The organism is Luteibacter aegosomatissinici (assembly GCF_023078495.1).
GTDB lineage: Bacteria > Pseudomonadota > Gammaproteobacteria > Xanthomonadales > Rhodanobacteraceae > Luteibacter > Luteibacter aegosomatissinici.
Map to the genome: position 1 here is coordinate 1,789,675 of NZ_CP095742.1, position 16,189 is coordinate 1,805,863.

General features: G+C 64.1%; 17 protein-coding genes. 10 read left to right on the plus strand and 7 right to left on the minus strand.

The window, feature by feature from the left end; translation table 11 throughout:
* Positions 1–31: 31 nt before the first annotated feature.
* The 4 genes from bufA2 to L2Y97_RS08070 all read right to left on the minus strand — a co-directional run bounded on the left by bufA2 (position 32) and on the right by L2Y97_RS08070 (position 1,912).
* Positions 32–301, minus strand: coding sequence for a BufA2 family periplasmic bufferin-type metallophore (gene bufA2, locus L2Y97_RS08055; RefSeq protein ID WP_247435187.1), 270 nt, complete (start codon positions 299–301; stop codon positions 32–34).
* Positions 302–404: 103 nt separating this feature from the next.
* Positions 405–875: a DoxX family protein gene (locus L2Y97_RS08060; protein ID WP_247435190.1), complete on the minus strand. Its 471-nt coding sequence runs from the start codon at positions 873–875 to the stop codon at positions 405–407.
* An 11-nt stretch (positions 876–886) separates the two neighbouring features.
* On the minus strand, positions 887–1,618 hold the full coding sequence (locus L2Y97_RS08065) for an HvfC/BufC family peptide modification chaperone (RefSeq protein ID WP_247435192.1): 732 nt from the start codon (positions 1,616–1,618) through the stop codon (positions 887–889).
* Positions 1,619–1,630: 12 nt separating this feature from the next.
* Positions 1,631–1,912, minus strand: coding sequence for a BufA1 family periplasmic bufferin-type metallophore (locus L2Y97_RS08070; protein WP_247435195.1), 282 nt, complete (start codon positions 1,910–1,912; stop codon positions 1,631–1,633).
* Between the two features lie 263 nt (positions 1,913–2,175).
* On the opposite strand from L2Y97_RS08070, the gene L2Y97_RS08075 reads away from it, so the two are divergent.
* The 4 genes from L2Y97_RS08075 to L2Y97_RS08090 all read left to right on the plus strand — a co-directional run bounded on the left by L2Y97_RS08075 (position 2,176) and on the right by L2Y97_RS08090 (position 5,258).
* A complete protein-coding gene (locus L2Y97_RS08075) occupies positions 2,176–2,757 on the plus strand; it encodes a sigma-70 family RNA polymerase sigma factor (RefSeq protein WP_247435198.1) in 582 nt (193 codons plus the stop codon).
* Positions 2,754–3,401, plus strand: a complete 648-nt coding sequence (locus tag L2Y97_RS08080) for a DUF1109 domain-containing protein (protein ID WP_247435201.1) — start codon at positions 2,754–2,756, stop codon at positions 3,399–3,401. The genes L2Y97_RS08075 and L2Y97_RS08080 overlap by 4 nt, the downstream gene beginning before the upstream one ends.
* A gap of 250 nt (positions 3,402–3,651) precedes the next feature.
* The gene (locus L2Y97_RS08085; RefSeq protein WP_247435203.1) at positions 3,652–4,344 is read left to right on the plus strand and encodes a YajG family lipoprotein; all 693 of its coding nucleotides are present in this window, start codon (positions 3,652–3,654) and stop codon (positions 4,342–4,344) included.
* Positions 4,345–4,352: 8 nt separating this feature from the next.
* Positions 4,353–5,258 (plus strand): hypothetical protein, encoded by a 906-nt coding sequence (locus L2Y97_RS08090; RefSeq protein ID WP_247435205.1) that lies wholly within the window; start codon positions 4,353–4,355, stop codon positions 5,256–5,258.
* A gap of 2 nt (positions 5,259–5,260) precedes the next feature.
* Here the strand turns inward: L2Y97_RS08090 and L2Y97_RS08095 are convergent, their stop codons facing one another.
* Both L2Y97_RS08095 and L2Y97_RS08100 read right to left on the minus strand, forming a co-directional pair.
* Complete coding sequence (locus L2Y97_RS08095; protein ID WP_247435208.1) at positions 5,261–5,656, minus strand: nuclear transport factor 2-like protein; 396 nt, start codon at positions 5,654–5,656, stop codon at positions 5,261–5,263.
* A 72-nt stretch (positions 5,657–5,728) separates the two neighbouring features.
* On the minus strand, positions 5,729–6,856 hold the full coding sequence (locus tag L2Y97_RS08100; RefSeq protein WP_247435210.1) for an FAD-dependent monooxygenase: 1,128 nt from the start codon (positions 6,854–6,856) through the stop codon (positions 5,729–5,731).
* 130 nt (positions 6,857–6,986) lie between these two features.
* Here L2Y97_RS08100 and L2Y97_RS08105 point away from each other — a divergent pair, with 130 nt between their 5' ends.
* The 6 genes from L2Y97_RS08105 (at position 6,987) to L2Y97_RS08130 (ending at position 13,646) form a co-directional block, all read left to right on the plus strand.
* Positions 6,987–7,598: a TetR/AcrR family transcriptional regulator gene (locus L2Y97_RS08105; protein ID WP_247435212.1), complete on the plus strand. Its 612-nt coding sequence runs from the start codon at positions 6,987–6,989 to the stop codon at positions 7,596–7,598.
* 191 nt (positions 7,599–7,789) lie between these two features.
* Complete coding sequence (locus L2Y97_RS08110) at positions 7,790–8,620, plus strand: SAM-dependent methyltransferase (protein ID WP_484497439.1); 831 nt, start codon at positions 7,790–7,792, stop codon at positions 8,618–8,620.
* 79 nt (positions 8,621–8,699) lie between these two features.
* On the plus strand, positions 8,700–9,020 hold the full coding sequence (locus L2Y97_RS08115; protein WP_247435215.1) for a hypothetical protein: 321 nt from the start codon (positions 8,700–8,702) through the stop codon (positions 9,018–9,020).
* 152 nt (positions 9,021–9,172) lie between these two features.
* Positions 9,173–10,858, plus strand: a complete 1,686-nt coding sequence (locus L2Y97_RS08120) for a tetratricopeptide repeat-containing diguanylate cyclase (RefSeq protein WP_247435218.1) — start codon at positions 9,173–9,175, stop codon at positions 10,856–10,858.
* 50 nt (positions 10,859–10,908) lie between these two features.
* The gene (locus L2Y97_RS08125; protein WP_247435221.1) at positions 10,909–11,325 is read left to right on the plus strand and encodes a heavy metal-responsive transcriptional regulator; all 417 of its coding nucleotides are present in this window, start codon (positions 10,909–10,911) and stop codon (positions 11,323–11,325) included.
* Entirely contained in the window at positions 11,322–13,646 is a 2,325-nt protein-coding gene (locus tag L2Y97_RS08130) for a heavy metal translocating P-type ATPase (protein ID WP_247435223.1), read from the plus strand. The genes L2Y97_RS08125 and L2Y97_RS08130 overlap by 4 nt, the downstream gene beginning before the upstream one ends.
* Before the next feature lie 82 nt (positions 13,647–13,728).
* Here L2Y97_RS08130 and L2Y97_RS08135 read toward each other — a convergent pair whose 3' ends face one another.
* A complete protein-coding gene (locus L2Y97_RS08135) occupies positions 13,729–16,134 on the minus strand; it encodes a GH92 family glycosyl hydrolase (RefSeq protein WP_247435226.1) in 2,406 nt (801 codons plus the stop codon).
* Positions 16,135–16,189: the final 55 nt, after the last annotated feature.

Consider the following 16,189-nt stretch of genomic DNA (forward strand, 5'->3'; position numbering starts at 1 on the left):
CCCGGCCGCACGCGGCGGCCGGGCGCGGTGATCAGGCGGCCGGCGGGGTCGTGCTACCGCCCTGCGCCTTGCACTCCGAGACGGAGACGGCCTTGAAGCCCTGGCCCTTGCACTGGTTCTGGCCCTTGCATTCGTGGTTGCCCGATTTGCAATCCGACGTGCCCTTGCAGGTATTGATGCCGTAACAGTGGACGGTCTTGCCGGCAGCCTGGTCCGCGGCCTGGGCGGGCGCCACGATGGCAGCGGTCGAGACGGCGAGAAGGGCGGCAGCGGCGGCAATGCTGTGCGTAGCGGTTTGCATGGCGAGTCTCCGATTGGATGTGGGTTGCCGAAGTGGCATGGATGAGTTCGTCGGTGTTCGGAAGCGGGTTACAGCACGTCGCGAAAAAAGTTTGCCGCGAACATCAACGGATGCGCAGCACCTGATCCAGCGACCAACGGCCAGCACCCCGGCCGATAAGGTAAAGGAGGATGGCCGCCCACGACAGGTGGGTGGGCCACGCGTCGGGGTAGACGAAGACCTCGATGATCGTGGTCATGCCAAGCAGCACCGCGGCGGACAGGCGCGTGCACAGGCCCAGCACGAGGAAGATGGGCACGAACGTTTCGACGCTGGCGGACATGTGCGCCGCGATTTCCGGTGGCACCAGCGGCAGCTTGTACTCGGTGCGGAACAGTTCGTACGTGCCTTCGGTAATGGTCAGGAACCCGTCCACCTTCGTCCGGCCGGACTGGAAGAAGATGGCGGCGATGGATACACGGCACACTAACGCGAGGAACGAGTGGCCAACCCCTCGTTCAAGGTGCTCGGCAAGGGTGTTCCATCGGCTCCGAAGCGAGCGTGACGCCGGGATTGTCGTGGCAGGAGAGTCCATGGGAAGGTCCTTCAGAGCGCGGTCAGGGCGCCAGTGGTGAGCAGTTGCGCGAAGATCAGATCCGTTCGCGCGGAGGGGAAGTGATGTTGGGTACGTTCAACGCACGCCGCCAGCGGCGCCTCATCCGTACAGGCATCGAGGAAGGCGAGCGTGGGTGGGTCGGCAAGGGTGACAACCACGTCACCGGCAGGCCGCGTGATCAGCGCGGTCTGCGGCTCCCAGGCCATGTCGTCAGGCACCGCGACGCATGCGCGACTCGCGTTCCATATCGCGAGGGCGGGATACGATGATGACCATGCTCGCGTGGCGGGGTGGGGCGCCACCCTCAATTCGCCGATAGCGTCATCGGCAAGACGGCGCACGCTCGAGGCATGGAGTGCCGACGCATCTGCGGCGGCGTAGCTCTCCAGCCAGAGCCAATCGAGCTGCGCGACGTCGGCGAGGTAAGGCAGATCGCTGGCGGACGGCGCTGCTGCCAGGAAGGCCGGAAAATCCGCGCCGTAAGCGAGCAGGCGGGCGTCACGCGCGGGCTGTTCGGCAAAAAAAGCCGCCGCGGCGGAACGGAACCACGCCTGCCCGACAAGGCAGGCCACCGCGGGGAAATTGGCCTCAAGCGCATCGATGGCGGCACGCGCCATCGTGCTTCGGTGCACGGCCAGGCCGGGGTGCGTGGCCAGTGGCGAGGTGGGTACCTCGCACCGAAGCTCGGCGTGGAACGTGCGCTGGAAGGCCGCCAGTGACATGCTGCGCGCCGGTCAGCCGACCTTGGTCAGCGAGCCGTTGCCATGCGGCGTCTTGATCGCCGTGCACGTACCGGCGGGGACGTTCTTCCAGGCATTTTTCTGGTAGTCGGCCTTGGCCGTGCCCGCGCAGGTGGTGCCCGGCCCGGCGGCGCAATCGTTCTGGCCCGCCTTGGCAACGCCCCAGCACTTTTCGACGGCAGGCTTCTTCGCATCCTTTGCGTCATCGGCATGGACTACGCCAGCCACCAGGGCGGCGACCGAGAAGGCAAACGAGGCAACGTAACGAGGGGTCATGGGTATGCTCCAGTCATGCCGGGCCCGTTGGCCGGCTTCATGGAGCAGTTCGTGCCGGGGCGGTTTCCGGTTACACCGCTGCCTGATGTTTCTTATGGATGCCGCGTCGTTGTAACCGTGGGGCGTGCCGCAGCGAACTAGCGTGCATGTATGCGATACCTTACTGTGTCCCCATGAGCCGCCAGCCTGGCGAGGCTCTAAACTGGATTGCGCTGCGAACGCGGTGGGTCCGCTACGAACGTTCCTCCATCGAAAGGATGACGATGACGAGCCATGGAGCGCGGGAGCACGGGCCAGAGGGGCCGTCGGCTGTAGAAATCGAACTAAGGCGTTGCTTCGTTAGTGGGCTGGGCGGCGATGCAGCCGCCTATCGCCAGTTCCTGGATGCGTTGGCGTGCCACCTGCGTGCCTACCTCAGGCGGCGCCTGCCGCGTGCGCTGGAGGACGTCGAGGACATCCTGCAGGAAACGCTGTTGGCGGTGCATAACGCGCGGCACACCTACCGGGCGGGTGAGCCGCTCACGGCGTGGGTGCATGCGATCACGCGCTACAAGCTCATGGATTTCTTCCGCGCGCACGCCCGCCGCGAAGCCCTCCACGATCCTATCGGTGACGACGATCTCTTCGTGGCGTCCGATGCGGAACCGGCCGATGCGCGTCGCGACGTGGGACAATTGCTCGGAACGTTACCGGATCGCCACCGCGTGCCTATCGAGCTCGTCAAACTGCAAGGCCTTTCCGTGACCGAAGCCGCGCGCTGCAGTGGCCTGTCGGAATCGGCGGTGAAGGTGGGCATCCACCGCGGCCTGAAGGCCCTCGCGGCCCGTATCCGGGGTGACGCATGAAGACGGATGACTTCATCGATTTCCTCGCCCGTGAATCATCGCCGCCGCCGGGCAGCCAGGTGGGTGGCCGCCGATTCGCGGTGGGCGTCATCGCCGGGCTCCTTGCCTCGTCGGCGCTTATGGCAGGGTTGCTGGGTTTGCGCCCTGACCTGGCGATGGTGGTTCACCAGCCGATGTTCTGGGTTCGGCTGGCCTTCCCGGTGGCTGTGGCCCTGGCAGCGCTCCATGTAACCGCCCGGCTATCCCGGCCGGGGCTGCGTGTGGGTGGTGGGGCGTGGGTCAGGTTGGCGTTGCCCATACTTCTTGCATGGGGCCTGGCAGGCGTGGTGCTGGCCGAGGCGGCACCCGATACGCGTGGCGCGCTCATGCTCGGGCACACGTGGAAGGTCTGTTCCACGCTCATCGCCGTGCTCTCGCTGCCATCCATCATCGCTGTGTTCTGGGCGGTCCGGGGCATGGCGCCGGTGCGGCTCCGCCTGGCTGGCGCGGCGGCCGGCCTGCTCGCCGGTGCCATGGCCGCTATCGCCTATTGCCTGCATTGCCCGGAGATGGCGCCGCCGTTCTGGTCGCTGTGGTACTTGCTAGGGATGCTCATCGCCGGTGGCCTCGGGGCGCTGGCTGGGCCGCGCTGGTTGCGCTGGTAGGCTTCTTCGGCACTGACGCGCTGTTGTAGGGGAAGGACTACAGACGCCCCCGCGGTCCTCGTGGAAAAATGCGACCGACCCCGCTCACGCGGGGTCGTTGCGTAACAGGGGTTACTGAATACGACTGGCTGGTCGCCGCACCCGGGGGGGGAGTGTGCCGCGACGGGGTGCGCGTGAGCGTGTCCCGGCGGCTGCGCCACACCGGGCCTGGAGGGCCCGGCTGGTTCAACCGTTTACAGGGGATCAACACATGAACAAGTTTTTTGGCGCCGCGCTGCTTGCCGGTACCGTCCTGCTGACTGGCTGTGCGGGCCAGCCGCAGCGCTCCATTGCCTTCACAGCACCCGCCATGTCCGCCCAGCCGCAAAAGGTGGGCGTCGCCATGACCGCGTTGCCGAAGGTCGATACGTCCCTGCCGGGCGCCGGCTGCCTGCTCTGCCTCGCCGCCGCTTCCGTGGCCAATTCCACGCTTACCAGCTATACCCATACGCTCCCCCAGGAAGATCTGCCGAAGCTCAAGCAGCAAGTGGCCGAACTGCTCCGCAAGAAGGGCATGGAGGTCGTCGTGATTGAGCAGGACATCAACGTAGGCAAGCTCCCGAACGCCCAGGGCAAGGGGCCGGACATGGCGAAGAAGGATTTCTCGTCACTTGGCCGCCAGTACAACATCGACCACCTGGTCGTGATTGATATTTCGCAGATCGGTTTTGAGCGCATGTACTCGGCCTATATTCCGGCCAGCGATCCGAAGGGCGCCGTGACCGGCCTGGGTTACGAAGTGAACCTGAAGACCAACGCGTATGAGTGGTATGCGCCCGTGAACATTCGCGTCAGCGCGGAAGGCAAGTGGGATGAACCACCGAAATTCCCGGGCCTCACAAATGCCTATTTCCAGGCACTGGAAATGGGCAAGGACAGCTTCCTGAAGCCGTTCAGCGGCTGATGCCCACGATGCGTATGCCCCCATCCCGGGCCGCGACGGCGATGGCCTTCCTGGCCCTCGCCGCACCGGTGGCACCCCCGGCGAAACTGCCCGAACCCGCTGCCCTCCGCTGGGCCATGGAGCTTCCCGCTGCTCAAACGGTGGCATTCCGTGGCGTGGTGAATTTCGACAAGGCGGGTATCGCCCCGGTCAGCATGATGTACCCGGCGCCCAACCCGGCCGGGTTGCTCGTGGCGGTACTAACACACGCGGCGATATCCAAAGGCAGCCGCGACGCACAGAAGACGAAGATTGAGAAGGAAGCCGATCAGGTCCTTGAACCCTTTAGCGGTGTGATCAATACGTTTGCCTACGCGGATCTTGCCGAGCGGAGCAAGCCCTGGGCGCTTACTGGTACGCAGTTACCGGTATTGCCCCGTGGTGCGGCACATCCCGATACGTGGGTGGTACTGGTTAACCCGGTGTATTCCATCACCCAGGACCAGACGACGCTGGTGTTGGACAACACGATCGCGATCTACGCCCCCGGGGAAACGAAACGAACCAGCTACATCAATACGGTGCGTGTGATCGCGGATGCTGAGGCCGAACCCGATCCACTGGGGCATTGGACCGCGGATAGTGGCGCGCTGCTGAAGGACAAGAGTGCGCACCTTCTGGCGGAGTCGCTCGATATTGCGTTTGCTGACGCGATGGTTCCAGCCACGGAAACGGCGTTTCGCACGGTGCGTTACCAGGAGGGTAACGAGGAACGGATGGAGCGCGGCCAGCCCATTACCGAGCAATGCGATCGGGTGCTGCTACGCTCGCTGCGCGGAACGTTGATGTCGGTGCCAGTGAAGAAAGCGGATTGTGCCCCGTCGCAGGGCGCGCAGACGGCAGCCGCTGCCGCACCATCGAGCGGCGGAGGGTAATGTCAGCGTAATCCGCGCGATGTCGTTACCCACTGGGCGCGCCATCCGGGAGCATCAAACGGATCGGCAAAGTATTGGGTCTCGTGGGCGACTTTGTCGCCCACGAACTCCATGATGCTCACCGTAAAGGCAAGTTTGCCTTCGTAATGAATCATGTACTCGGTCACCCAAAGCGAACCGCCGCCCGTGATGCGGCGGACCTGAAAGCCTGACGGTTTGCCCGGGTGGTGGCTGCGCAGCGCCTGCAGGTTCGCCCTGCCGTGGATGACTTCGCCGGACTGTGGGTACTCGCACAAGGCGTCGTCGTGGTAGATCGCATGCTCAGCCTGCTGATCGCCAGCGGCGGAGGCAGCCCAGTGCGCATCGATGGCGCGGCGGATGGCTCGGTCATCGCTCATGCCGGTATGGTCTGGCGTACCGTCGCCGATATCTTGGAGCCGTACCGCCTTCCTTGGCGGCCGTGGCTGCGACTAGGTGGTAGCGAGCAGGTCAGCCAGGTCGATGCCGTTCTTCGCGCGGGTCATGATCTCGTCCGGAATGGGCCCCTTGTGGGTGAGATCGACCATATCCTGGTTGAGGGCGACAAACGGGCGCATGCGTTCTTCGTAACGCTGCAGTGCGATCTCGCGCTGGTCCGGGTGCAGAGCCAGTTCCCGGCCGAGTACAAACGCACCCACCAGGGCCAGGCTGGTGCCCTGGCCCGAGAACGGCGAGGCGCAATGCGCGGCGTCGCCCGCGAGCACTACTGGCCCCTGCGACCACTGCGGCATGCGTACCTGGGCCAGTTCGTTGTAATAAAACTCGGGTGTGTCACGCATGACCTGGAACAGCGCCGGAAACGGACCGCCCAGGTGTTTCCCCTGCGCCGCGACCTGTTCTTTTTGAGCGGCCAGGTCACCGCGCGGGATGTTCGCGCCGTTCGTGCCAAAGCCCACGCCGATCCGCAATTCACTCTTATCGAGGTTGGGATAGATGATGACGCCCACCCCGTCCTCACGGTGGCCCAACTGCCACGCATCCAGGTTCAGCAGGTTGGGAGTGGTGAAGAGGGCGAGCACGACGTCCAGCGGCTTGACCACGGATGACTCATTGTCGAAGACCAGGCGTCGTGTTTTCGAGTAAACGCCATCGGCGCCGACGATCAGGTCGAATGCGCGCTGGCTGGCGTGCTCGAACGAGACATGGGCGGTCGGTCCCGCGCTTCCGATCGCCGTGATGCTATCGCCATAGATGAACTCCACATTCTTCCCAAGGGAGGTCATCAACAGCTCACACAGGTCATCGCGGAAGATTTCGATATCCGGGCTATCCAACCGGCCGGCACTGTAGGTGCGTTCGGTGGTACGGCTCGCCTCGTTGCCTTCGCTGTCCAGCATGGACATGCCTTTGAGCTGCGTGCGTAGCTCGCGTGCCTGCTCGAGCAGGCCCATGGCCTCAACGACCTCCAGGGCGACGCCACGAATATCGACGGCCTGACCACCCCGGCGGAACGCGGGTGTGCGTTCGACGATCGTGGTTTCCACGCCGGCGCGTTCCAGCCAGTAAGCGAGAGCCAGCCCGGCGACGCCGGCACCGGAGATGAGCACATTGCGGATCATGGTTATCCCGGGGTAGGGGGGGCGATTGGGTGCGCGCCTCAATGCAACACGATCTTGGCGACGTAAAGATAGCTTGCACCCGAACGAAACCCCTTGTCAATGCATATTTTTACGGTGGTAAGATGCGTTCATGAAGAAGTCAACTCCGTATCACCACGGGAACCTGCGATCCGCGCTTCTCACGGCGGCCGAGACCATCCTCCAGCGCGATGGCCTGGCGGGCCTGACGCTGCGGGCGGCGGCGCGGGAGGCTGGCGTGTCCCATGCGGCGCCGGCTCACCACTTCCGCGACCTGACCGGCCTTCTCACCGAACTCACCGCCGATGGCTACGACCGGCTGGCCGCACGGCTCGAAGCGGCCGGCGGGGAAGGGCCTCGTCGCTGGGATCCGGCCCGGGCCTATGTCGCGTTCGGCGTGGAGAACCCGGCCCTGTTCCAGCTGATGTTCCAGAGCGACCGCCTGGATAACACCAACACCCACCTGATCGAGGCCCGTATGCGCGCGTTAGGCGTACTTGCAGGCGCTCGCGCCATTCCCCTCGAGAACCCCACCCTCGATGACCTGGGCAAAGTGGTCGCCGGCTGGTCGTTGGTGCATGGGTTTACACAGCTATTGCTCGACCGGCGCCTTCGCGGCATTGAGCGGCTCGCGCCGGAGGGGACCACGCCGGATGACCTGCTCGAGGCGGTCTTTCGTTCGGTCGATTCGGCCGCTATCGGGCCAGAAGGGGGTTCCCGATAGAGGGCATGTGCGAATTCGGCGGGGATCCCCGATTCCTGCTGCCGGGAACGTGGAATGTGTTGCATCATGCATAGCAGTTCCCCGGGGGGAGCGCTCATCGCCATTCTTGGGGTTCGCAAGACACCTGCGGTGCGTGCGCCTACGCCGGCCATCTACTTCCTGCCTGTGACCTAGCGATGACCGAACTTGCCGTGAACCCTACTGACAGCCGCAGGGGCAGTATTGCCTGCGTCGGCATGGGTATAACCCTGGGCTCTCATCTGACGCCGCTCGCGCGCAGCCACATCGAGACGGCGGATGTCGTCTTTGCCGCCTTGTCCGATCACCTCGTCGAGCTTTGGCTGCGCCGTCTGAATCCGGATGTGCGCAGCTTGCAGCCGTACTATCGGCCGGGCAAATCGCGCATGAAGACCTACCGCGAATGGGTCGAGCTGATGATGACCGAGGTTCGTGCGAACAAGCGCGTCTGTGCGGTGTTCTACGGCCATCCCGGCATTTTTGCCTGGTCGCCGCACAAGGTCATCGACGTTGCGCGTGCCGAAGGCTACCGCGCCCACATGGAGCCCGGCATATCTGCGGAAGATTGCCTGTATGCCGATCTGGGCATCGATCCGGGGCGCGTGGGTTGCCAGCACCTCGAAGCCAGCCAGCCACTTTTCTTTGAGCGCCAGCTGGATACAACCAGCCAGGTCATCCTGTGGCAGTTGGGTGTCGTCGGTGATCGTTCGCTTGGCCGGTTCCTCACGCCTGATGCCTACAGGGAACTGCTCACAGAGCGCCTGTGCGAGGACTATCCGGCCGACCATGAGGTGATCGTTTATCGCGCGCCCACGCTTCCGATCGATGGGCCTTACATCCAGCGCATGGCCCTTCGCGACTTTCCGCGCGCGGAGTTCACTGGCCACGAAACGCTTGTGTTGCCCCCGCTCCATGCGTTGAAGCCCAACGCAAGGATGCGTGCAAGGCTGGATGAGCTTGATGCGCTCTACGGTGAAGGCACCGAGGCGGCCGTGCTGGCATAAGCCGCTAAAGATTGAGGTCTGCTTGCCGTTACAGCACGGTGCGGTAGCGCTTCCAAGTCATGAAAACCAGGGGAACAACATGCGCGACACGGTAGAACTACTGGAGGCCATCGGCCGCGACGCGACATTGCGGCACGCATCGCGAGAGGACTTGGCGAAGGTGCTGCAGGCGGAAAACGCATCGGAAGGGCTGCGCGAACTTGCCTCCGGCGGCGATAGCGCCACGCTGACGAAAGAGCTCGGTCTCGAGCACATGCACGTCGAGCATACGAGCCAGACGGGTGGCCACGAAGGCGACGGCCATGACGATCACCACCACCATCACCCCGATCGCGATCACGATCGGGAAGACAAGCCTTCCCAGCACCCTGAAGATGGCGACAGCACGCCGCCAGCCTGACCTTGCCTGATATGGCCCGCGGCCGCCTTGGGCGCCTACGCTCGGGGGCACTCCTGATCGGAGTCGCCCTCGGAGCGCTGACGCCTCTTGGCCACGCATCCGAGCCCCGGCGCGACATCACTACAACGGAGCGGCTCGAATGGACCGACGGCATGCGCACGTCGGATCACCCGCACTTCATTGACTCGCTAGCTCAACTTCATCGTAGCGACGCTGGCATGACGCCTGCCGAGCGGCGATACCTCCGGTTTCTCGACGGCTGGGAGGCGAACTACGAGGGGAAGTATCCCGAGGCGGAGGCGGCTTTCAGGAAGGTCATTGCTGATGCGAGCGATGATGCCGTGGGCATCCGGGCAACGTCCTTGTTGATGAACAACTTGAGCGAGCAAGGAAAGTACGCCGAAGGCTACGCGGTGGCCACGCGGGCGGCAGATACGTTGCCCGAGATAACGGACCCGTACCCGCGCTATGTCTTGCTTGCCAATCTCTCGCAAATGCTGACCTTCGCCGGCCAGCCAGAGCAGGGGTTGAAGTACGCCGAGCAGATGCTGGAGGCCACGCCTGCAGGTCAATCGGCTTGCCAGGCGATGGTCCAGAAGGTCACGGCGCTCGAAGGAGCGCGGCAATTAACGTCCCGTAGCCCAGATCTGCTCAAGACGATCGAAACCTGCACCACCGACAACCAGCCGATCTTTGCTAACACGGCATCGCTCATCCTCGTCGATCGCCTGCTGGATGAGCACAAGCTTGCGGATGCATTGGCCGCGAATCAACGCATCGTGCCCGGAATTCGGGCCAGTCAATATTTTCGCCACCTTATCGATGCCATTTCGCAACGTGCACGGATCTACGAGCAGATGGGTAACACGGCCGAAGCCCGTCGCGCAGCGCTGGATGCCGTCAGCATGGCCCACGCGGGCGACGTGAATGAGGCCATGCGTTTCGCGTACCGCATTCTGTATTCCACCGAGAAGGCGCAAGGAAATACTGCCAGTGCACTGGCGTATTACGAGAACTATGTTATCCAGGATCAGGGATATCTGCGCGACGCTAACGTCAGGAATGCCGCCTACGAGGCGGCGCGCGAACATTTCCGCGCGGAGAAGCTCGAGACCGAAGGCTTGAGCAAGGAAAACCACATCCTGAAGTTGCAGCAGGCGCTCGATGCCAAGGCTGTAGAGGCCAGCAGACTGTATGTCGTGGTCTTGTCGCTGGTCCTGCTCTCGATCGTGTTCTGGATGGTGCGTATCAAGCGCTCGCAGTTGCGCTTCAAGTGGCTCTCATCGTGCGACGGATTGACCGGCATATTCCACCACCAGCATTTCATGAGTGAGTCCGAGCGCATGCTTGGCGTGCTGGCCAGGCGAAGAGGTGCGGGTTGCCTGGTCTTTCTTGATCTGGATTACTTCAAGCAGGTAAACGATACGCATGGGCACGCAATAGGCGATCTGGTCCTCAAGCATGCGGTAGCGATCTGCAAGGCCCAACTACGCAAAGACGATCTTTTTGGTCGCCTGGGCGGCGAGGAGTTCGGCATGCTTTTAGTGGATGCGCCACGCATGCAGGGAAGCGTGGTTGCGGAGCGAATTCGCGCCGCGATGGCCGCCGCGCCGCTGGTCATCGATACCGCGGTCATAACTGTTGAAGCTAGCGTGGGTGTGGCTTGCACAGATATCGCCGGTTATGACCTGTCGCGCCTGTGCCGCGCCGCCGACGCGGCACTGTATCGGGCTAAGCACATGGGGAGAAATCGCGTCGTCGTCGATACGGATGGCGGCGCCGCTACCGAACTGTCGCCCCCGGCTCGAACTGTCCCCAAGGCCCCCCGGACGGCGTGACTTGATCCTCTCTTGACTCTAGAGCTAACTCAAGGCTCTAGACTTAAGCCATGACTACCCAACCCTCACTCACCATCGGCCGCATCGCGCAGAGCGCGGGGGTGGCCATCGATACGATCCGGTTCTACGAGCGCGAAGGGCTGTTGCCCGAGCCCCGGCGCCGGCCCTCGGGTTACCGCGAATACGACGCCTCGGCCGTTTCCCGCCTGCGCTTCATCCGCCGGGCGAAGGACCTGGGTTTCACCCTCGATGAGATTCGCGAACTGCTGGCGCTGTCGGCCGATCGCCATGGCGGGGTGGAGGGGGTGCGCGAGCGCGCCGCCGCCCGGCTCAAGGCCATCGATGACCGCATCGCCGAACTGCAGCGTGTACGCGATGGCCTGGCCGAGCTCGTGGATGCCTGCCCGGGGCATGGCTCCCCCGAGGATTGTCCGATCCTGAAAGCCCTGGCGGAGCCCACGCCATGAGCCATACATGCTGCTCGCACGGCACCGCCCCACAGGCGGCGCCGGTGATTGACCCTGTCTGCGGTATGACGGTGGACCCGGCGAAGACGCCGCACCACCACACCCACGAAGGCCACGACTACCACTTCTGCGGCGCAGGCTGCCGCACGAAGTTCATGGCCGATCCGGGAAAGTACCTTGGCCCGAAGGAGCCCGAGGTGCCGATGCCAGCGGGCACGATCTACACCTGCCCGATGCACCCGGAGATTCGCCAGGAAGGGCCAGGCTCATGTCCGAAGTGCGGCATGGCGCTGGAACCGGCGATGCCATCGCTGGATGACGACGACGGCGAAGTGCAGGCGATGGCACACCGCTTCGGCTTGCTGCTGGCGCTCACCGTGCCGGTCTTCGTCGTGGCCATGGGGCCGCACCTGTTCGGCTGGATGTGGCCTTCGCCATGGGATGCCGTGGCCCGCTGGGGCGAGGCGTTGCTTGCTACGGTGGTCGTGTTGTGGGGCGGGGCGCCGTTCTTTGCCCGTGGCTGGCGGTCGCTGAAGCCATGGTCGCCCAACATGTACACGTTGATCGCCCTGGGCACGGGTGTTGCCTGGGCGTACAGCGTGGTGGCGTTGCTGCTTCCCGGCGCATTCCCCGTGTCGATGCGCGACATGCACGGTCATGTGGATGTCTATTTCGAGTCAGCGGCCGTCATCGTCACGCTGGTCACGTTGGGTGATTTCCTTGAACTGCGTGCCCGTCGCCGCACGGGCGCTGCGCTTCGCGGCCTGCTGGGCCTGGTACCCAAGACCGCGCGCCGCATCGCTGCGAACGGAACGGAAGATGACGTGCCGCTGGATCACCTGCATGTCGGTGACCATTTGCGCGTACGTCCCGGCGAGAAGATTCCGGCGGACGGCACCGTCGTGGAAGGCGAAAGCCACGTCGACGAAGCCATGCTTACCGGCGAAGCGAACCCCGTGGTGAAGCGGGCGCACGACAAACTCACCGGCGGAACGCAAAACCAGCACGGGGCCTTGACGATGCGCGTGGATCACGTCGGCGCGGATACCGTGCTCTCGCGAATCGTCATGATGGTGGCCGAGGCGCAGCGTTCACGCGCGCCTTCGCAGCGCATTGCCGACAAGGTGGCCGCGTGGTTTGTGCCCGCCGTGGTGCTGGTGGCGGTCCTGGCCTTCGCTGCCTGGTGGCTGTTGGGCCCGCAGCCGGTCCTTGCGCACGCGCTGGTCGCGGCGGTTTCCGTGCTCATCATCGCGTGCCCTTGTGCGCTGGGCTTGGCGACGCCCATGTCCATCATGGTAGCCAGCGGTCGCGGCGCCCAGGCGGGTGTGCTGTTTCGTGATGCGGCGGCGATCGAAACGCTGCGCGATATCGATACCCTGGTCTTCGACAAGACCGGCACGCTGACGGAAGGCAAGCCAGCGCTGGCCGATGTACGCACGTTCAATCGTGATCGTGCCGAAGTGCTCGCCTACGCCGCGGCGGTGGAACGGCCCAGCGAACATCCCCTTGCCGCCGCGATCGTCGCGGCAGCGGAAGGCGAGGGCATCGCTATTCCGAAGGTCTCCGGTTTCCGTGTCATGGTCGGGCGTGGCGTGGCGGGTCGCGTGGATGGCCACGATGTAGCTGTCGGCAATGGGCGGTTGATGGACGATGAGCGCGTGGACGCCGCGGCAGGGCGGGACATCGCGGAGAAGTGGCGGGCAAAGGGCGCCACGGCGATGTACGTGGCGATCGATGGCCGGCTCGCTGCCGTGTTGTCACTCGCCGACAAGGTCAAGGCCTCAACCAGACCCGCGCTGGAAGCATTGCACGAAGCGGGTATCCACCTGGTCATGCTGACGGGCGACAACGCCGTGACCGCGAAGGCGGTGGCGTCCATGTTGCCGATCAATGATGTGCACGCGGGCGCCTCGCCACAGGACAAGGCGAACCTCGTGGCGCAGCTGAAGGCAGAAGGGCGCAAGGTCGCCATGGCGGGCGATGGGGTGAATGATGCGCCCGCTCTTGCGAAAGCCGACATCGGCATCGGCATGGGTAACGGCAGCGACATCGCCATCGAAAGTGCATCGGTGACGCTGCTGAAAGGCGATCTTGCCGGTATTGCACGAGCACGCGCGTTGTCGGCGGCAACGGTGAAGAACATTCGCCAGAACCTGTTCTTCGCGTTCATCTACAACGCCGTGGGCGTGCCGCTGGCGGCAGGGGCGTTGTATCCGTTGCTGGGCATCACGCTATCGCCGATGGTGGCCGCGCTGGCGATGAGCCTGAGCTCGGTATCGGTGGTAGGAAACGCCTTGCGCCTGCGCACCGAACGTATCTGATCCAATCGATGTAGGAGCGCGCTTGTGATGGGATGTGTCGCAAGCACCCATCGCGCACAAGCGCGCTCCTACACATGGCAGGCTATTTCTTGGTGTCGAACGACGGCGGGGCGTCCTTCGCCTTTGCCGCCCATGCCTTGTTCGGCTTGTCGCTCAGGTCGAATTCCAGCGTGCCGCCCTTCAAGGCGAACGACTCAGGCAACCATGAACGCTCGCTCGGCTTGCCGTCGACCTTCAGCGCGTTGACGTACGGCTTGCCCGCACCTGCCTTCGGCGCAAGGATCGTCACGTCGCCACCCTCACGGTGGATGGTGGCCTTGGTGAAGATCGGACTGCCCACGATGAACTCCGCGCGGCCCGGGATGTTCGGGTAAATGCCGAGCGCGGCGAACACGTACCACGAGGACATCTCGCCCAGGTCATCATTGCCGGGGATGCCGTTGGGCGCGTTCACCCAGATCGTATCGAGCACCCGGCGAACCAGTTCCTGAGTCTTCCACGGCTGGCCCGCGTAGTTGTACAGCCACGGGCCGCCGATGGACGGTTCGTTATCCAGCTCCGCGTGCAGCGGGCCGGATTTGGTGACAGCAAACGCCCCATCGGGCTGGTAGAAATAGTTGTCCAGCCGCTTCGTTGCCTTATCCATGCCGCCCATGGCGTTGAACAGGCCGTGCACGTTGAACGGCACCATCCACACATACTGCGCGGCGCTGCCTTCGACAAAGCCATCGCCCGTGGACGGGACGAAGTCGTGGGCTTCCTTGTCGTCGTCGTCTTTTACCTTGGCCCAGCTGCCATCGGCATTGCGGTTGCGGATGTAACCGCCTTCCGGGGTCGCCTTAGGATCGAACAGGTTGCGCCAGTACTGTGCGCGGTCGAGGAAGCGCTCCGACGTGGCCTTGTCGCCCAGGCGATCGGAAAGGGCGCTGAGCGCGAACTCCGCGGCAACCAGTTCCAGCGTATCGGCGGCCGGGCCCCACGACGGCGCGCCCACGGGGATGTAGTGCAGCTTCAGCCACTGGTCCAGGCCGGGGCGCTGGCCGACGCATTCCACCGGGCAGCCGTCCATGGAGGTATCGAGTGCCGTGGGGTGATCTGCTGCGTGCACGAGCGAGGCGAAGGCGCCCTTCACATCGAAATCCGTGCCACCGAACGCGTAGATGCCCGCGATGGACGGGGCAGCCGGGTCACCGTTCATGACATGCGTGGCGCCGTTGTTGTGCGTCCAGCGATCCCACACGCCGTTGTTCTGCTGTGCCTGGTTGTACAGGCTCTGCGCAATATCGCTGCCGGTCTTCGGATCGAGCCAGGTCACCATGGGCAGCTGCGAACGGTACACATCCCAGCCGGAGAAGTTCGCGTACTGCGCCTTCTGCGTGCCGGATACCTTATGCACCTTCTGGTCGAAGCCCATGTATTCGCCGTTCGTATCGCTGAATACGTTGGGCGTCATGGACGCGTGATACAGCGCGGTATAGAACACAGTGCGCTGGTCGGGCGTGCCGCCTTCCACGTCGATCCGGGAAAGCTGTTTGTTCCAGGCCACCACCGCCTTGTCGCGCACGGTTTCGAATGGCGTGCCCTTGGGCACTTCGGCATCCAGGTTGGCCTGCGCGTTCGCGGCGCTGACGTACGAGATGCCGACACGGACGTTCACTTCCTTCGTGCCCGGCGCAAAGCCGACCCATGCGCCGGAGCCAAGGCCTTCCTTCGGGAAGCCCTTGTCGCCATAGCCAGAGCCACCCTCGCTCTTCGTGCCACCCTTGGTCACCGTGGTGTCCTTCCACGTGCCGGTGCTTGCAAACGGCTGGTCGAATTCGATCACGTAATGGACTGTGTAGTAACTGTGGCGGTCGGCCTTATCGATGTAGCCGCAGAAATTGCCACTGGTCACCGAACCGCTGATGCGGTGGTTTGCCTTGTCGACCGACACGGTGGCGTTCTCGGAGCCCACTTCGGAATCCGACGCACGCACGAGCACGTTCGCAGGTTTGCCCGCGGGGAAAGCAAAGCGCCCCGCGCCGCTGTGCAAGGCCGCGGTCAGGTCGGCGGTCACGCCGTTATCGAGCTTGACCTGGTAGTGGCCGGCCCTTGCGGTTTCGTTGGCGTGCGTGAACTTTGATGCATAAGCGTGACGGAAATCCGAACTCGGTGAGGTGGTGACCTCTTCGGTGATCGGCATGACCGGCACATCGCCCGAACCGCCCGCGCAACCCCAGCCTTCGACGTTGGTGAAGGCGAAGCCGCGGATGGCGTCCGCCCGGTACTCGTAGCCGCCGGGCGCCGCGATCGGCGCCTTCTTGCCGGGCAACGGGGACGCCTCGGGCGTGAACTGGAACATGCCAAACGGCACCACGGCGCCGGGAAACACGTTGCCGCCATTGGTGGTGCCAATCAGCGGATTGACGAGATCCGCCGGTGCGGAGGTGGCGCCGGCCAGGGCGGGGATGAGGGCGGCGGCAAGAGCGATCGGCTGGAACGCGCGCAAGGGGAGACCTCCACGAAAACGGGATTTATCTCGATTGAAATGCGAATCGGGCGTG

Coding starts and splice junctions, on each gene's coding strand:
- bufA2 (WP_247435187.1), bottom strand. CDS start 301: ATGCAAACCGCTACGCACAGCATTGCCGCCGCTGCCGCCCTTCTCGCC.
- L2Y97_RS08060 (WP_247435190.1), bottom strand. CDS start 875: ATGGACTCTCCTGCCACGACAATCCCGGCGTCACGCTCGCTTCGGAGC.
- L2Y97_RS08065 (WP_247435192.1), bottom strand. CDS start 1,618: ATGTCACTGGCGGCCTTCCAGCGCACGTTCCACGCCGAGCTTCGGTGC.
- L2Y97_RS08070 (WP_247435195.1), bottom strand. CDS start 1,912: ATGACCCCTCGTTACGTTGCCTCGTTTGCCTTCTCGGTCGCCGCCCTG.
- L2Y97_RS08075 (WP_247435198.1), top strand. CDS start 2,176: ATGACGAGCCATGGAGCGCGGGAGCACGGGCCAGAGGGGCCGTCGGCT.
- L2Y97_RS08080 (WP_247435201.1), top strand. CDS start 2,754: ATGAAGACGGATGACTTCATCGATTTCCTCGCCCGTGAATCATCGCCG.
- L2Y97_RS08085 (WP_247435203.1), top strand. CDS start 3,652: ATGAACAAGTTTTTTGGCGCCGCGCTGCTTGCCGGTACCGTCCTGCTG.
- L2Y97_RS08090 (WP_247435205.1), top strand. CDS start 4,353: ATGCGTATGCCCCCATCCCGGGCCGCGACGGCGATGGCCTTCCTGGCC.
- L2Y97_RS08095 (WP_247435208.1), bottom strand. CDS start 5,656: ATGAGCGATGACCGAGCCATCCGCCGCGCCATCGATGCGCACTGGGCT.
- L2Y97_RS08100 (WP_247435210.1), bottom strand. CDS start 6,856: ATGATCCGCAATGTGCTCATCTCCGGTGCCGGCGTCGCCGGGCTGGCT.
- L2Y97_RS08105 (WP_247435212.1), top strand. CDS start 6,987: ATGAAGAAGTCAACTCCGTATCACCACGGGAACCTGCGATCCGCGCTT.
- L2Y97_RS08115 (WP_247435215.1), top strand. CDS start 8,700: ATGCGCGACACGGTAGAACTACTGGAGGCCATCGGCCGCGACGCGACA.
- L2Y97_RS08120 (WP_247435218.1), top strand. CDS start 9,173: ATGCGCACGTCGGATCACCCGCACTTCATTGACTCGCTAGCTCAACTT.
- L2Y97_RS08125 (WP_247435221.1), top strand. CDS start 10,909: ATGACTACCCAACCCTCACTCACCATCGGCCGCATCGCGCAGAGCGCG.
- L2Y97_RS08130 (WP_247435223.1), top strand. CDS start 11,322: ATGAGCCATACATGCTGCTCGCACGGCACCGCCCCACAGGCGGCGCCG.